This is a genomic window from Metabacillus crassostreae (assembly GCF_016908395.1).
Lineage (GTDB): Bacteria > Bacillota > Bacilli > Bacillales > Bacillaceae > Metabacillus > Metabacillus crassostreae.
In genome coordinates this window covers 116,627-135,238 of the sequence record NZ_JAFBDU010000008.1, presented here as the reverse complement: position 1 = coordinate 135,238, position 18,612 = coordinate 116,627, and the positions used below count along the sequence as shown (strand labels likewise).

Genomic DNA, 18,612 nt, shown 5'->3' with positions numbered 1-18,612 from the left:
CGGGGTGAAATAAATGAAAAAATCAGCATTAAAGACTTTTGCTACGAATGCACGAAGAGAGTTATTGAAAAAAGTCGAAGCAAAGGCAATGAAGATAGGGATTACAGAAGGTAATATAAAAAAAGCGGACATTGAAAGCTCAGATGCCATCTTTATTGATGGCAGACAGCTCTCAAAGGAAGAAAAGATTCAAAGGGACAGGTTGATTGACCGCATTAACCAAATTGGATTCAAACGAGTGATGGAGGAAGTTGCTTATACTTGGTTTAACCGTTTCACTGCCATACGCTTTATGGAAGTAAATGACTATTTACCAACCAAAGTAAGGGTGCTTTCTTCTACCAATGCAGATAGTGCCGAGCCAGACATGATGAAAGAAGCACTATCATTAGATTTAGATTTGGACAAGGAATATATCTATGAGCTAAAAATGAACAATAACTCAGAGGAACTGTTCAAATACCTTATTATCAAACATTGTAATGACTTGAATCGTTATATGCAATTCATGTTTGAAACAATTAATGATTACACGGAAATCCTCTTTCCAGATGGTCTTTTAACAACTGATTCGTTTATTCGCCAAATGACTAACACTGAGATTATTCCAGAAGACAATTGGGAAAAGGTGGAGGTGATTGGTTGGCTATATCAATACTATATTGCGGAAGAGAACGAACGTGTTATTAAAGCAAAGAAGAGATATAACCCCGAGGAAATACCATTTGCAACGCAATTATTTACACCTGAATGGATTGTTCGTTATATGGTTCAAAATACACTCGGTCGATACTGGATTGAATCACATCAATTGCATCGGGATCTTATCAAACATTGGGAATTCTATCTTGAGAATTCAAACCCTGGGCACGATTATGATAAAATGCTAGCTCCTTATATCAATAAGGAATTAAAGATAGAAGATATTAGATGTTTCGACCCAGCAATGGGAAGTGGCCATATCCTTGTCTATATGTTCGATGTATTATTCGAAATATATAGCAAATGTGGTTATATGGAACGTGAAATTCCTCGTTTGATTATAGAAAATAATCTATATGGACTTGATATTGACGATCGGGCATATCAACTGGCAAGCTTTTCCCTCATCATGAAAGCGTTGGAGTATAACAAACGATTTTTGAGAAGTATTGAGCGGGATGGACTGATTATGAATTTAGCGGCTATCCAAGAAACAAATTCAGTTACAGGGGAAGAGTTGGAATATATAGCAGGAGAATCATCAGGTACGCAATTTGAAAAAGTTATGGCGTTTTTTAGTCAATTTCAAAACGCAAAAGAAATTGGAACACTTATAAAACTTGGTTACAAGGATGTTGAATTTATACAAGAACGAATAAATATAATTGAAGAAAAACAAGGCAATTTATTTGAAGAGGAAATAAAAGGGAGAATTTTACCCTTATTAAGAATACTTGTAAAACAGACTAAAATAATGAGAGGAAAATATGATGTATTTATTACTAATCCTCCATATGCTGGACATAAATACTTAACTCCTGAATTATCGAAATATTTGACTGATAATTACCCTGATGTTAAATCGGACTTATTCTCAGCATTTATTGAATATAGTTTTCATTCCACCAAAAGTAATGGACAAATAGGCTTTATGTCACCATACGTATGGATGTTTATTTCTTCATATGAAAAGTTACGCCAAAATATTATTGACAACCGTAATATTACTAGCTTGATTCAATTGGAATACTCCGGGTTTGATGAGGCAACTGTACCGATTTGTACATTTACTTTAAGAAATTATGACAGTAATACTCTGGGGGAGTATATTAAATTATCTGATTTTAAAGGTGCTAAAAATCAACCGATTAAGACAATTGAGGCAATAAATGATCCTTTGGTTACATATCGTTATTCATTTAATCAGAAAAATTTAAAAGAAGTGCCTGGTAGACCTATAGCTTTTTGGGTTAGTGATAAAATTAGACAAGCATTTGTAATGGGAGAAAACTTAGGACTAGTATCAAATCCTGTGAGTGGCTTGTCGACAACTGACAATAATAGGTTTTTACGATATTGGCATGAAATAGAGTTCAATCGTATTGGATTAAAAGTTAAAGAATTAACAGAAACATTAAACACTCAATTTAAATGGTATCCATTCATTAAGGGTGGAAAATATAGGAAGTGGTTCGGGAACCATGAATATGTAGTAAATTGGGAGAATGATGGTGAAGAAATTAAGAATGCCGTTACAAATAATCCAAAAGATCCAAATACAACACATTGGTCAAGAAGAATTTTTAATACAGAATACTATTTTAAACGTGGTTTAACTTGGTCAGGTATTTCGAGCAGTAAACCATCAATGAGGATACTTGATAATTCTATTTTTGGTAGTGGTGGAAAAGCACTTTTCACTAATGATGATTTATATTACTTTTTAGCATTTCTAAATTCCAAAGTAGCTCTAGTTTTTTTGAATCTAATTAGCCCAACATTGAATTTTGAGTCAGGGCATATTGGGAAATTGCCAGTATTAAGGGATTCTCAATTTGATAAACAAATATCTAGCATCGTGACTCAAAATATAGAAATTTCTCAAACAGATTGGGATAGTTTTGAAATTAGTTGGGATTTTAAGAAACATCCATTTATATACAATAGTAGTGATTATATTGAACAGTCTTTTATAAAGTGGCAAAAAATTTGCGAAAATCAATTTGAACAATTAAAAACTAATGAAGAAGAATTAAATAAAATCTTCATAAAAATATATGGATTACAGGACGAGTTAATTCCTAAAGTAGATTATGAAGACATTACAGTCCTAAAGGCTAATTTAGAACGGGATATTAAGAGCTTTATTTCATATGCTATTGGTTGCTCTTTTGGTCGTTATTCACTTGATGAAGAGGGATTAATATTTGCTGGTGGTGAATTTGACCATTCACGATATAAAACATTCAGGATAGACAAAGATAACATTCTACCTATTCTTCCAAGTGCACATTTTGAAGACGATATTGTATCCAGATTTGTTAACTTTGTCAGAATTATTTTTGGAGAGGAAACTCTTTCAGAAAATCTCAATTTTGTAGCGGATGCCCTCGGTAGAAAGAAAGGCGAAACGGCAAAAGAAACTTTACATCGTTATTTTTTAAATGACTTCTTTAAAGATCATGTTCAAACATATAAAAAACGACCTATTTATTGGATGTTTACTTCTGGAAAGGAGAAGGCGTTTAATTGTTTAATCTATATGCACCGTTATGATAAAACAACACTGTCTCGTATTCGTACGGACTATGTGCATGATTGTCAAATCCGATTGGATGCCGAAAAAAAAGACTTACTTAATATCATTGAAGGGGATTCTACAGCAAAAGAGATTAGTGATGCTAAGAAAGAACTGAAATCTCTTGATAAGAAAATTGATGAGTTAAAAGCATATGATGAGTTGTTACACCATATGGCAGATATGCAGATTGAATTAGATTTAGATGATGGAGTTAAATTGAATTATGAAAAATTTAATGGTCTTGTTGCTAAGATATAAATAAACTTGAGGAGATACATTGGTGATGGCTAATGTATCTTTCCTTTATGGTTATTAGGGGATTTAGCAGTGAAGGTATTTATAGAAATATTTAGTATAGATGGGATGGGGATCTAATGAAGGTTGGTTTACGTAGCACAGAAATTAAAGGTTGATAATAATAAAATCTTTAAAGCAACTTTTGATGTGGAAAGTAAGGAATGGGTATCTAAGGACTTTTTGAAAGATATAATGGAGAAGCAGAAAATAGAAAAAGGTCAATAAATAAATAGTAGTTTAGTACAATGTTATTGAGTTAGAAAGTAGGTGAAGGGAATGAATATAAATCAAATTGAGGCTGCGTTATCAGATATATTCAACGAGTCATTAAAAGATGGTGAACAACGGAAAATTGTGTTCTGGGTGGACAAGGGTAAGGAGTTCGCAGAAGAAATTGAACATCTTACCATTGATAAGGCAAAGGTTCATATGCTTACTGACCATAATCAGTTTCAAACGAAATATTTGCTTGAAGAAGAAGATCCTACGTCCCCCTACTTGATTTATACAGTCATGGAATTAGGTGTGGAAGACAACTGGTTAGCGGATACTGTTTTTTATTCGAAAACGTTCTATGCAGATCGAATTTCGCTAATTCTAAGTGAATTGCATATAGACCCGTCACTTCGGGCTATAATCAAAAAGTATGAACGCTTCTTTAATAACAAAGAGAGATTTAAAAAATTCTCAGCATTGAATATTGAAACCTATTCAGAAGGAATAATTGAACTTTCAATAATGAGTGTATTGTGTAACGTCAAAACACCTGATTTTGAAGAAATATTAAAAACGGTGTTAATGGACACGCTGGAGGACAATGAGAATAAATACTTGTCCCTTCTTGAGAAATTCTTTGATGCTGAGGTGTTCTGGAATTACGTTTCTAATCACTATGGCTATGAAAGAGAGAAGAAAAGTCTAAAAACATTATTCATCCAGTTAGTAGTAACGGCATTCAGTCAATCGGTTGCTGATGAGGATATATGGGATTTAGAAGTATTTATTTCCAATCGAAATAAAACGAATGCTGTTGTGTTTATTGACCATTGGATGCACCATAAGACGGATTATGTGATTTTTGATGAATATGCGGAAATGGTTGAACAGGAAATTCAACTTTCGAATATAATCAATAATCTTCCAATTGAAACTTTTAAACAGGCGGATACTTTTCCATATATCGACCGAGCAATCATCAAATACATAGCTAATGGATTAGTTACACAGCTTGAGGATTATGAAGAATATACGAAACTCATTAAATTGAGAAGAGCTAAACATTATCATGATAACTTTGCGTCCATATATGAAGCACTTTACTACACTGTGAAGATACATGAGTTTTATAAAGAACATCGTCAAGGTATTCCACAGGGACAGGCTATTGATTTGTATCAAGCATATGTAAATGATTATCACTTAATGGATACATATTATCGTAAGTTTTATGTGGCCTATGATGAAGAGAGTAATCATGATTTATTGAAAAAGTTACAAACACTGGTAGAAGATTTATATACGAACTGGTATATGGGTGAGTTGAGTTCCCATTGGTCACAAGCAGTTGAGTCTGAAATGACACAGAATTGGTCATTACCAGGTGTGAAAAATCAGCAAGACTTTTATTCTACATTTATTGATTCTAAAATCCGCAATGGGGAACGGGTTTTTGTTATCGTCTCAGATGCGCTGAGGTATGAAATAGGAGTTGAGTTGGCAGAACGCCTTAATACCGAAACAATGGGTGTTTGTGATGTGGAAACTTTACTCGGTGTAGTGCCTTCCATTACAAAGCTGGGGATGCCATCACTCCTACCGCATAAAGAAATTGATATAGATATAAATGGCAGGATATTTGTCGATGGGAAAGATTCTTCTGGATTGGAAAACCGGAAAAAGATTATTGAATCTAAAGTGCCAGAAAGTATTGCAGTTCATTTTCAAGATGTATTAGCGATGAATAAAGCTGGGCGAAGAGAAAACTTTAAGGGTAAAAAACTCGTATACATCTATCATGATACTATTGATGCAATGGGAGACAAGGCTTCAACAGAAGTCTATACGTTTAATGCAGTTGAAACCTCATTAAACCAATTGTATGACTTAGTGAAAATTATTCGAGATGATTTAAGTGGAACAAATGTGTTTATTACGGCTGATCATGGCTTCCTTTACCAAAGAGATGATTTAGAGGAAAGTGATAAAATTGGTCAGGATTCAATAGATGCTATAGAAGTGAAACGTCGCTACATTATTGCAAATGAGCTGCATAATGTTTCAGGTCAATTGGCTATCAATCTTTCATCCATAATAAAAAATGATCAGCAATTAACAGCATATTTGCCCAAAGCGACACTTAGAAACAAAATGCAAGGTTCAGGTATTAATTTTGTTCATGGTGGTGCAAGTCTTCAGGAAGTAGTTATCCCATTGTTAACATTTAAAAACAAACGGACAGGGCAAAAAGGTGCGAAGGTCATTAAAAAAGTAGATATTAAACTTACGAATACTACTCGTAAGGTAACGAATAGCATTTTCAACCTGGAGTTTTTCCAAACTGAAAAAGTGGAAGATAAGATAATTCCTCGAACTGTTGTCATTTATATGGCTGATGAGGAAGGCAACGTATTATCTAATGAGGAAACGATTATTGGGGATCGTCCATTTGAAAACCCAGCAGATCGTACTTTCAAATTAAGGTTTATATTGAAAAGCATTCCATATGATCGAACTAAAACGTATTACTTAATTATAAAGGATACAGAGACTGGAGTTGTAGTGGAGAAAATTCCATTTAACATCAATTTGGGTATAATCAGTGACTTTGACTTTTAAGAGGGAGGAGGACCGTGAATGGAAGAAAATGCGAATGCAGGATTAACTGTTGATTTAGATAGAAAATTGAATGACGTTTTTGCTGGAAGGGTTGTACGTAAAGATTTAACGAACCTAATAAAAGAGGGGGCGAACGTTCCTGTATACGTTCTGGAATATTTGCTTGGAATGTATGCTGCAACAGAGGATGAGGATAGTATTCGTGAAGGATTAGAGCGGGTGAAGAAGATTCTTTCGGAAAATTTTGTTCGTCCGGATGAGGCAGAGAAGATTAAATCTCGTATAAGGGAATACGGTCAATATTCTGTTATAGATAAGGTAACGGTGGCATTAAATCCGAAGATTGATACTTACGAAGCTGAGTTCTCCAATCTTGGATTAAAGGGTGTTCCCATTTCATCCATGTATGTGAAAGAGTTTGATAAACTCCTTGTCGGTGGTATATGGTGCATGGTCAAAATTGATTATTTTTATGACGAAGAAGTACGAAATTCAAATCCTTTTAATGTTAGTAGCTTACAACCAATTCAAATGCCAAACATGGATATTCAAGAGGTGTTTGAGGGCAGAAAGAGCTTTACAAAAGACGAATGGATTGATGTGTTAGTACGCTCGACAGGAATGGAACCAACTCAACTAGAAGAACGTGTGAAGTGGCATTTATTGCTGCGACTGGTTCCTCTTGTAGAAAACAATTACAACATGTGTGAACTTGGTCCTCGTGGTACAGGTAAATCACATGTCTATAAGGAATTATCTCCGAATTCCATTCTTGTTTCTGGTGGACAAACAACGGTAGCTAACCTTTTCTACAATATGTCTACTAGAAAAATAGGACTTGTAGGAATGTGGGACTGTGTCACATTTGATGAAGTAGCAGGTATTCGCTTTAAAGATAAAGACGGCATTCAAATCATGAAAGATTACATGGCATCCGGCTCCTTTGCGAGGGGTAAAGAGGAAAAGAATGCTTCTGCCTCCATGGTTTTTGTAGGTAATGTTAATCAGAGTGTGGACACGCTAATAAAAACATCCCATCTATTTGCTCCATTTCCTGAAGAGATGGCAAATGACACTGCATTTTTCGATCGGATGCACTATTATCTGCCTGGTTGGGAAATTCCAAAGATGCGTCCGGACCTGATTACTGAAAAATATGGCTTTATAGTGGACTACATTGCAGAGTTTTTCCGAGAAATGCGGAAACGCACTTTCAGCGATGCAATTGATCGCTATTTTAAACTAGGAAACAATTTAAACCAGCGTGATACGAATGCTGTCAGAAGAACGGTTTCTGGTATGTTAAAACTCTTATATCCTCATGGCGAATTCACGAAAGAGGAAGTTATAGAAGTATTGGAATACGCCCTTGAAGGTCGCCGTCGTGTTAAGGAGCAGTTAAAGAAAATTGGCGGTATGGAGTTTTATGATGTTATGTTCTCTTTTATTGACAAAGAAACACTTGAAGAGCATTACGTTTCAGTTCCAGAGCAAGGTGGAGGAAAACTAATTCCAGAAGGTATGGGCAAACCAGGTCATGTTTACGTTACGGGACATAGCCATACTGGAATGATTGGTATTTATAAGCTCGAAAATCAAGTTGTCAGTGGAACGGGTAAATTTGATAAATCGGGTGTTGGTTCCAACCGTGAGGCGAAAGAAAGCCTAGATACAGCATTTCGTTTCTTTACAGCCAATAGCAAAAGCATTAGCAATACCATTAGCACCAAAACAAAAGACTATCTCATGCACATAGGTGATTTACAGGGTATTGGTTTAACGGATGAACTTGCCATAGCTGAATTAATTGGCCTTTGCTCAGGAGCGTTAGGAAAGCCAACACAGGAGAGTTTAGTCGTCATAGGTAATATGACTGTTGGTGGCACTATTTCCAAAGTGGAGGAGTTTGCAAATACTTTACAAGTATGCGTAGATGCAGGGGCTAAAAAAGTATTAATACCTGCAGCGTCAGTTATGGACTTGCAGACAGTTCCACCAGATCTATTGGTAAAAGTGCAGCCAGTGTTTTATTCTGATCCGATAGATGCTGTGTTTAAGGCTTTAGGGGTAAGTTAATTAGTATTATTTTATTACTAAAAACATCCTAACAATAAAGATGAAAGTAATAATTTCATCAAGGTTAATAGAAGCGGTGAGGAGAGTGGGGCACGTGATTATCTCTCCTCTTTTTCATTGTTACTAAATCTCGTATTAGGGAATTTTAGGTAATTAGGAGCTTTGAGACTTTGCAGAACAAGTTTAGTAATTGATGAGGGAAACAACAATGATATTATTTGTTATTTTACATTAGTGAATAACGTTTTGTATTGGTGGAAGATTTATAGGATCAATAAAACAAAAAATTGCTTTTAGTGTAATCACGCTTCATCATTCAGTAATATTGGATAGTCATATCTGTATAAGGGTATTGCTCCAACCTCGAATATTTTAGCACTAGAACATTTAATAGTCAGTAGATGAAACTATTAACCTGCATACTCATCAAACCCTTTTACATTCTGAAAAAAATTTTAAAACCAATATTTATTACTGTCTCTATTCCGACTGCTTTTTATCATGAACAGAAATAGACAATAAAAGTGCCATTTTTTATCTCCTTCAAGTTTATATTTGATTTTCTTTGTAAAGGAATGAGTAGAGAGAAAAAAGCAATTAGATTTTTACAAAGATGGAGGGACATTTATGGCAAGTATTCAGAAAAGGGGTAAAACTTATCAGTACACAGTTAGTAACAGGATAAATCGTAAATCAAAACCAATAAGAAAAGGAGGATTTCGTACAAAGAAAGAAGCTAAATTAGCTGCAGCTGAAATAGAGGTTCTATTAGGGAACGGAATATCACCTTATTTAAACCCTAGGCCTATTGATCAGTACTTTGAAAAATGGATGAAACTCTATAAATCTCATTTAGATTCAACAACACAACAACATTACAAGTATACTTTGAAGGCTATAAATGCACATTTTGGTAGTAAACCACTGCAAGAAATAAAAAGGCATGATTATCAGTATTTTATAAATAAATATGGTATGAATAAATCGAAAGAATCTGTTGAAAAATTAAATGCTCAAATCCGTGCTTGTGTAAGAGATGCAGTTGAAGAAGGAATATTACAACATGATTTTACTAGGAAAGCTGTATTAACCTGGACAACGCCTGAAAAAAAGCCTATAGAGAAACACTTAGATTTTAGAGAAAGTGAATTATTGCTTAAAGAAATAATAAAGAGACTTAATCGAGGGTTAAGCTATTCATTGTTATTTTTAGGATTAACATCAGGAATGCGTTTTGCAGAGATGGTAGGACTTACAAGAAATGATTTTGACTTCATAAACAGTACCATTACAATTAATAAAACCTGGGGATATATGAAACGAAATCCTGAAGGTTTTCGTTCCACTAAAAACAAGTACTCTGACCGACTAATAAAAATGGACATGTCAACAATGGACCATTTTAAAAACTTGTTTGAAACTACACCTACTAATTTACATCAATTAGTTTTTTATAATCCTTCTTCTAAATACAAAGTTATAAGTAATACCTCTGCGAATAAACAATTAAGAAAGCTATTAGATGAACTTGGAATAGATCCAATTACAATTCATGGTTTAAGACATACCCATGCAAGTGTGCTCCTCTATAAGAAAGTATCAATATACTATGTCAGTGAACGCCTAGGTCATAGCGATATAGATACAACATTAAAAGAATATTCTCATGTAGTTAAAGAGTTGCGTATAGAAGATGAGAAAAAAACAATAGAATTATTTAATAATATATCGTACTAGATTTAGATGTACAAATTAATAAAAGCTTTAGCAAAGTTGAATTTGAGACTGAACCCCGTATGGTAAATATAAAGATACCTATTCGGGGTTTTTATTTTTTAAAACTTATGTTACTTGAACATTAATCCACCCTAAATATTTATTGTTAACTCCTCTTCTACTATCACTTTTTTTATATCGTATTCGCGAAACCATAAGTTATAAGTTTATCAGACGATATCAACAATCAAATTCCTATATTAAGTTATTTTTACTTCCTTTTTAGATTACGAAAAACTTAGTATTAATACCTGTAAAATAGTGGATATCTTGGATAATTTTGGTCTTAACTGGGGATGATATCCAAAAATACTAAGGAGTATAAAATGAAGGAACCTTCTACTTTATATGGTCTAAAACTAATTAACTCAGATAATGGTTATATAGAAAGTATGACAAGTTATATTACTCGCTTGTCGTTTATCCACTGTGTTAGTGCTGGAACTCTTATTAAAGAGGTGATTACTCCATTATTAGGAAAAAAGTATTTAAGTGCAATTGCACATAGAGGTGGTAATGGTTTTTATCAAAGCAGTCATGGTATCAATGGCAACCATTCCCTAGCGTTAGATTTTATCAATGTAATTACTCACTTAACCGATATTGATGTGAATAATTCGACTCTCCACTACTGGGCAAATATATTTCCAACTAGAGGTTTGTTAAAAAAGTATAAAGTCTGGTGTCCAAACTGTTATGAAGATTCCAAAGATAAGGGGGAATTACCATTTGATCAGTTAGTTTGGTGTTTTCAGGACATGTTATTTTGTTACTTACATAGAGTTAGATTAGAATCTGTTTGTTATCACTGTAATAAGAAACAGTTTTATTTATATAGAAACAGTACACCAGGGTGTTGCTGCTTTTGTGGGAATTGGTTAGGAAGGAAAAATATAAATAATTATAGTTATGAATTTACTGATAAAAATGAACTGTTATATGGATTATTGACTTTGCAGATAAAAAAATCTTCTCAAAAAGTTATTTTAACAGGAAGAGATGTAATTGAAGCGCTCATATTTTATATAAATGACTTATTTGATAATGATATATCACTCGCATCTTCAAAACTAGGTATACCCTCAACAACTCTTCGTTATTGGTTAAAGGGAGTTAATAGACCACCAATATCTTCAATTCTTCAGTTTTGTTCTATATTAGGATTGAAAATAGAAGAGTTCTTTCAAAAGAAACCGGTTAATGAAATTAATTGGTTAATACAATTATTTGAATCTAAAACAAATAACTTAAAATATAAAAACGATTATGAGTTAATTAGAAGGTTACTTCTAACTATATTAGAAAATAAAGAAAAAAGATCGTTGAGTAGTACAGCAAAAGAAATAGGGTGTGATCGTCGTTTACTATCATTAAAATTCCCTGAAGAATGTAAAAAGATTGTAGAAATGAACAATGATCTTATAAAAGTGGAAAAGGCAAAACGAATCGAACAAAAAAAGTTGGAACTAAAAAAGGTGGTAGTTGATTTAGTTAAATCAGGAGAATATCCGAGTAGAAGAAGGATAGAAGCACGAACATCATCAGGATTTTTAAATGAAAAGGAATTACAAATCTATTGGACGAAGCTAAAAAAAAATAGTTTTCATGCAAATAATTAAAGGTTTTTGGATAATCATGTCGAATTTTCATCATAAAATATTGAAAATTGAGAATATTTAAACGAGGGGGGATTTCTATGTTGTCAGATATTGAATTTTTAAGTTGGTGTGAGAAAAATAATATAACCAAAAAAACCAGGGAATATATAGAATGTAATATTAGGAAATCACAACCTTCTCGAACAGTGGGGAATGGAGAAGTAAGCACGAATGGTAGATATCCATCTAGAAAGATGGGGGTAACTATTCAATGGGAAAGTGGAAAAGTGGAAGGCCCGGCTGTATTAATGTTAGAGAATGACGATGATGTGTTGGAATACTATGATCAACCAGCTAGAATAAAGCTTAACTATATAAATAACAGTGGAAAAAACAGTGGCACACTATATACACCAGACTTTTTTGTTATCAGAAAAAAACGAGCGGGTTGGGAAGAATGGAAGCATGAAGACGATATTAATAAAATTGCTAAAAAACAACCTTGGAAATATAAGAATGATAAAGAACTAGGTTGGATATGTCCTCCTGGAAATGAGGTTGCTAAAGAGTACGGTTTAACGTTTGATGTATGTACCACTAGAAAAATTAATTGGACACTTCATCGAAATTATGTATTTTTAGATGATTATCTAAGACATAAAAATAGCTTGGAAATAAAAAAGGAACCTTTAGAAATAATTAAGCAAATAATATTTCAAGAACCTAGTGTTACCCTTAAAGAGTTAATAGATCGCTCTAATGGAAAATATACAACGGATGATATATTTATATCAATTATTCATGGAGAAATTTACGTTGATGTAAATGAATACGTATTAGCAGAGCCGGAAACTGTAATGGTCTTCTTACACAAAGAACACTATAAAATGTATAAAAATATAATCGATTGTAATACTGAAACACCTAATCCTGAGGTTATTTCAATAGAGACAGGATCAAAAATACTATGGGATGGTAGTATCTGGACAATTGTAAATGTAGGAGAAACAAGTATTTCCTTACTGTCCGAAGAATGTCTAAATGAATTACCACTCCATATTTTTCATCAGCTAATTGCCGAAGAAAAGATAGTTGGTCAAAAAATAGAAGAATCGAAAGATAACACGATTTTGGATATTATCACCGGAGCTAGTGAAGACGACTATGAAATTGCTAATTTTAGGCTACCACATGTTAAAAATTATCTTGAAAAAGGTTCTAAATATTTCGATTCAGATACATCCCCAAAAATTAGAACTGTTCGTGATTGGGTCAGTAAGTATAGACAAGCTGAGAATCTATTTGGAAATGGGTATATAGGTTTACTTCCAGAAGAAAAAAATAAAGGAAATCGGACGGAGAGATTTAACATTGAAGTATATCAGTTAATGGATCACTTTATAGAGAATGATTATGAAACAATGGTACAAAAAAATAAATCCGTAGTATATGGAGCATTTGCAAATAAATGTGAGGAGAAGGGATACATGACTCCTAGTTTAGCATCATTTTGTAAACGAGTTAAAGAACGACCAATAGAAATACAGACCAAAAAACGTAAGGGAAAAAGAAGTGCATATCAAGAGAAAACTTTTTATTGGGAATTAGAAATGACCACTCCTAGACATGGAGATTTCCCATTTAATATAGGACATCTTGATCACACAGAGTTAGATATTGAGTTAATTTGTTCCCGTACCGGAAAAAATTTAGGTAGACCCTATTTGACTCTATTAATAGATGCTTTTTCCCGAAAAGTATTAGCATTTTATTTATCTTTTGAACAACCAAGTTATAGGTCTTGTATGATGGTATTTAGGAATTGTGTGAAACGGTATAATAGATTACCTCAACAAATTGTTGTAGATAATGGTAGAGAATTTCATAGTGTTTACTTTGAAAGCTTATTGGCTATGTATGAACGTGAACCCAGAAGACGTCCTCCTGCACAACCACGTTATGGTTCTATTCTAGAAAGGTTATTTGGAACAACAAACACAAATTTTATTCATAATTTGATAGGAAATACAAAAATTATGAAAAATGTTAGAGAAGTTACTAAAAGTGTAAATCCAAAAAATCTAGCGGAATGGAGTTTACTAAAGTTATCAGCTGCATTAGAGGAATATTTCTTTGGAATTTATGAAAATTTAGAACATCCAGCTCTGGGTGAACACCCAAGGGGAATATTCGAGAAAGGTCTTTTTTATTCAGGGGAAAGAAAGAACTTTTATATAGCATATGACGATCTATTTGAGATATTGACTTTACCTTCGACTCGTTCTGGGGAAGCGAAAATTCAAAAAAGTGGTATTAAAGTTAATTATATATATTATTGGAATGATGAATTTAAAAGTCTCCATAACCTAAGTAAGAAAGTAAAAGTTAGGTATGACCCATTCAATATTGGAATTTGTTATGCTTTTGTAAATAAGAGATGGGTAAAATGCATTTCCGAGTATTATTCAAAGTTTAAGAATTTAACCCAAAAAGAGTTGAAATTTATTACGTCTGAGTTAAAAAAGAGTAAACAAAATCACTCTAAAACGTTCGTAATCAATGCAAAAAGGATTGCAGAATTTATTACAGATTTAGAAAGTAATGATAAATACTATTTACTAAAAGCGAAATCTGATGAAACAAAAAATGTGATTTTTGCAAACTTTAAAGGCTCTAATACAAAAGAAGCTTCTAGCGAGGAAATTGTATGTGAAAAAATATTAGAGGAAGAAAAAGAAGAAGTCAGTAATAATTTAGCAAACGAATACAAACTAGAGATATATGGAGAATTTTAAATGAATAATTCTAACACATTTTTAATTGACCTTAATGATGCTTCTATAGAAGAAAAAAAGAAATATTTTATAGAGAGAACAGCTAATCATCCATTGCTTAGTAAGACATATCTAGAAATACGGGAGAAAATCAGGGAATCTGCTGGAGGAAAGATCTATCTTGTGTATGGTCCAACAGGTGTTGGCAAATCAACTCTATATAATAAACTAAAGAACACGGTTACTAAGAGCCACCAGATGACTAATGTCCATAGCTCTCTAATTCCAATAGTGGGACTTGAATTACCTGCTCCAGATAATGGCAAATTTAATTGGAAGGATTTCTATAGAAGAATATTAAGAGAAATGAATGAGCCGTTGATTGATAAAAAAATAAAAAAGGATCATCATCCAAAGAAATTTATTCCTAATTATTTACCAAGCACAGCACCAGAATTAAGAGAGTCTCTCGAGAATAGTATAATTTATCGTGAAACTAAAATTATATTATTAGACGAAGCGCAACATTTATTAAAAGTAGCAAGCGGTAAAAATATTCAAGACCAAATGGATGCATTAAAATCAATTGCCAACTTAACCGGAGCGATAATTGTCATGTTTGGTACGTATGAACTTATGGATTTCTTTGATTTAAATGGACAGTTAGGAAGAAGAACAGAGGAAATCCATTTTCCTAGATACAACATTAATGTTAAAGAAGAAGCGGATGCTTTTATTAATGTTATTGCTACCTTTCAAACACATATACCATTAAAAAATAATTCAGATTTATCGTCGCATTGGGAATTTTTATATGAACGCTCAATTGGCTGCATTGGCATATTAAAAGAATGGTTAGACAATTGCGTAAAAGAGGCGCTGAATAATAATGAAAATTCTATAACAATTAAATTATTAGAAAAGCATGCTCCTACTCCTAAGAAAGTGTTGAAAATTGCTAATGAAGTTTTAGACGGAGAGAAAAATGTTAAGGATATGGAGAATCAAAGATCTTTATTAAGGGACAAACTAGGATTAAATAAACTATCAAAAGTGAGTGCTGAAAGCAGTAAGAAAAAAGGCAAAGATGTAGGTAAGAGAAACCCTACTAGAGATATAGTGGGTATCGTTGAAGATGGAGCTTAAATCCCTGAAAATCAGTATAGAATGGTGATATTAGTGAGGCGTATTTATGATTTTGAACCAATTGAACACTGTGAACTAAGTGTTACTCCACTTTACAGTCTTCCTCCAGTGGATGCAAAAGGAAAAGACGTTGAAAGTTTAAGTAGTTATGTAACTCGTCTAGCAAATGCACATAATTTAAGAATTAACCACTTATTTAACAGAATAATTATTCCGAAATACAATGACAAATTACTTGACTTTAACTCACATCATATAAATGGTTTTGGACCATTGTCAGAGGTTACTCTAAGTGTCCTTGAAGATTATACTAAGCAGATAAATTTGAGGCGACTTACCATGTCTAGGTTTTTTAATACGCTTAGCAAAATGAAATTATTAAAGCCAAATAGAGCATGGTGTCCTTCGTGTTTTGATGAAATGAAAAGTAATCGAACTATAGTTTATGAAAAATTAATTTGGAACATCACAGATTATCAAATTTGTACGGAACATTCTTGTAAGATTGTACAGGAATGTCGGGAATGTAAGCGAGACCAAACATGTCTAACCACACTTAGTACTTCTGGTTATTGTGATTATTGTAAGAGTTGGTTAGGATATAAAGAATCTAATATTAATGTAAGTGACTTTAAAGAAAATGTTTATAAATCAAATCAAATTGAACAAATCTTTAATTACTACGAAGGAAAAGAAATAGATCTTGAAAAATTTATTAATTCATTAAGAATTATTGGTAATCGGCTTACACGAGAGATGAAAGAAGCAAATTTTGATGTGCAGTTTTCAAATTTTCAAAAGTATTACCTTAAAAAAATAATACCTACAATTTCTAGTCTTTTATCAGTTAGCTATAATTTAGGAATAAGTTTAATAGATATATTGGAATGTGTAGATATAGAAGATCAATTAGATAACTATGAGAAAAAGTATACTTATAATTATATTATTGATTATTCTAAGTTTAGGTCTCATTTAGAAAAGGCAAGTAACCTAAATGAAATAACTTCTATTGTTAAATTGGCATCAGAATTAAATTCTAGTAAGAAGACATTAAGGAAACATTTTCCTGAATTAACTAACGCTATAAAAGAAAAAAACGAGATATTATGGAAGAAAGGATATCGTAAGGGAAATCAATATCATCATAAGAATCAAATTGAAAGAGAAAAAATAAGAAAGTATCTAGTTGAATGTATAGAGTCAACTGATAGTCTATCAATTGAGAAAATAGGGAAAAATCTTAATGTAACTCCACAAACATTGGTTAATAGGTTTCCAGAGTTAGTACATCAAATAAGAAGTAATTACTTAGAAAGTTTGAAGGGAAATAACACTCGAGTTGTAGGAAATAAAGAAGAACCTCAACACGATTATGATTATGTAGAGGTTAATAAGCAACTTTTAAGAATTTTTAACAGTATTATTGATGAACCTTTCTATTTAAAAGAAATAGCAAAAGAAATAGGGATTTCTCAGGGGAGGTTGAAAAGGAATTTTTCAGATATTATCAATAGTATTAAAGAGAAAAATGAACAAATCATATCAACAAAAAAAAGAAAGGTCCAGGAAGAACGTGAACTCAAAATAATAGATACTATAAAATTACTTTTCTCACAAGGGACCTACCCTTCGGTAGAAACTGTTGACAGATTTTTAGATTTTACTTTAAATGATATAAGGTATCTAAAAATTTGGAGAGCAACTTTAAAAGAACTAGGAATAGAAAAAAAGAAGTGTATAAAATGACTTTTATTGATTAAACAATAATGATGTCAAAAGTAATTAATTAAACCATTTAAGTGTCAAAAGTTTAATAATGTGATTTTGAATCATAAGATAAAATAAATAAAAAGTTTTGAAATAAATGAAATAGTGATTTAAACCTATATATATCAAGGATTACATTAATATGATTTAATCAATTACATTATTATGGTTTAAGTCACATTTGTTAATTTTTATACAGTCTTTAATATCTATGTAATTAATTTAAATAATGCGTTTCATAGAAAATCTGTCTTTATTACTAAAGGTAGAAAGGTTAAATTTCAAAAAAAGCGTCTTCAAATGCTAACTTTCTCTTTATTAAGTCTTGATTATACTTCCCATTCCGCATAGTAACCTTATCGTAGTTTTCAATAATCCATAATGCGCGTTTTCTTTTTTGAGGAACCCTTAGATATGGTTCTATTTTGGATAAAAGACCAATGACAGTTTCCTTTTTTTTGATATTTAATGTGAAGGAATTTTTATGTTTATCAGGATTATAATTCTTCTTACTACTAATTACTCCTCCAGTGAGGGATTGCGTGTAAGATAATAATTCAATATCAGTAGAAGCAATTGTAATACATGGTCTTCGATTTTCATTTTTATGTATTTTGGTTAAAGTAATAGAGCCTTCTCCATCGATAATACCAGTTAAATAAGCTACTTCCCATATTTCCATATCTATCACCTCACGTTTTATAGGAACATACGTTCTTGTCAACAACTTGATTATATAAAAAATTCCCTTATTGTTCAATAAAAATATGTTTGGAAAATTGAGAAATAATTGAATAGTAAAAGTGTCTGCAGGTTTTCTCAAAAACTTTACATAATGCAATGATCCAAGAAACGGTTATATTTATATTTTTCTTTAAAGTCTTTTCATAGTTACTTCTAGCCTAGCATATCTCTACTAACATCGTGTACAGAGTTGAAAAAAGCTGATTTAATCCTTTAAGTATCAAGGGATGGAAAGTTTATGTTTTACGTTACATTTTTGAAGCAAAACATTGTCACTCAGGCAATGCATTGCTTCAAAAAAATACCGACATCA

At 32.3% G+C, this 18,612-nt stretch carries 10 protein-coding genes; 9 read left to right on the top strand and 1 reads right to left on the bottom strand.

The features are described from left to right. Positions 1 to 13 precede the first annotated feature (13 nt). The 9 genes from pglX (at position 14) to JOC75_RS19325 (ending at position 17,534) form a co-directional block, all read left to right on the top strand. Positions 14 to 3,541 carry a BREX-1 system adenine-specific DNA-methyltransferase PglX gene (gene pglX / locus JOC75_RS19365; RefSeq protein WP_204955632.1) on the top strand — a complete coding sequence of 1,176 codons (3,528 nt, stop codon included), beginning with the start codon at positions 14 to 16 and terminating at the stop codon, positions 3,539 to 3,541. Positions 3,542 to 3,664: 123 nt separating this feature from the next. After that, entirely contained in the window at positions 3,665 to 3,805 is a 141-nt protein-coding gene (locus tag JOC75_RS19360) for a hypothetical protein (protein WP_204955631.1), read from the top strand. 51 nt (positions 3,806 to 3,856) lie between these two features. Beyond that, positions 3,857 to 6,415, top strand: coding sequence for a BREX-1 system phosphatase PglZ type A (gene pglZ, locus JOC75_RS19355; protein WP_204955630.1), 2,559 nt, complete (start codon positions 3,857 to 3,859; stop codon positions 6,413 to 6,415). 18 nt (positions 6,416 to 6,433) lie between these two features. Continuing rightward, positions 6,434 to 8,491 (top strand): protease Lon-related BREX system protein BrxL, encoded by a 2,058-nt coding sequence (gene brxL, locus JOC75_RS19350; protein ID WP_204955629.1) that lies wholly within the window; start codon positions 6,434 to 6,436, stop codon positions 8,489 to 8,491. A 627-nt stretch (positions 8,492 to 9,118) separates the two neighbouring features. Then, positions 9,119 to 10,228 carry a tyrosine-type recombinase/integrase gene (locus JOC75_RS19345; RefSeq protein ID WP_204955628.1) on the top strand — a complete coding sequence of 370 codons (1,110 nt, stop codon included), beginning with the start codon at positions 9,119 to 9,121 and terminating at the stop codon, positions 10,226 to 10,228. Between the two features lie 365 nt (positions 10,229 to 10,593). Further along, a complete protein-coding gene (locus tag JOC75_RS19340) occupies positions 10,594 to 11,886 on the top strand; it encodes a TniQ family protein (protein WP_204955627.1) in 1,293 nt (430 codons plus the stop codon). A gap of 77 nt (positions 11,887 to 11,963) precedes the next feature. Then, entirely contained in the window at positions 11,964 to 14,660 is a 2,697-nt protein-coding gene (locus JOC75_RS19335) for a TnsA endonuclease N-terminal domain-containing protein (protein WP_204955626.1), read from the top strand. Continuing rightward, positions 14,661 to 15,785: an AAA family ATPase gene (locus JOC75_RS19330; RefSeq protein WP_204955625.1), complete on the top strand. Its 1,125-nt coding sequence runs from the start codon at positions 14,661 to 14,663 to the stop codon at positions 15,783 to 15,785. Positions 15,786 to 15,818: 33 nt separating this feature from the next. After that, on the top strand, positions 15,819 to 17,534 hold the full coding sequence (locus JOC75_RS19325; protein WP_204955624.1) for a TniQ family protein: 1,716 nt from the start codon (positions 15,819 to 15,821) through the stop codon (positions 17,532 to 17,534). A 295-nt stretch (positions 17,535 to 17,829) separates the two neighbouring features. On the opposite strand, the gene JOC75_RS19320 is transcribed toward JOC75_RS19325, so the two are convergent. Beyond that, complete coding sequence (locus tag JOC75_RS19320) at positions 17,830 to 18,237, bottom strand: LAGLIDADG family homing endonuclease (protein ID WP_204955623.1); 408 nt, start codon at positions 18,235 to 18,237, stop codon at positions 17,830 to 17,832. Positions 18,238 to 18,612 lie beyond the last annotated feature (375 nt).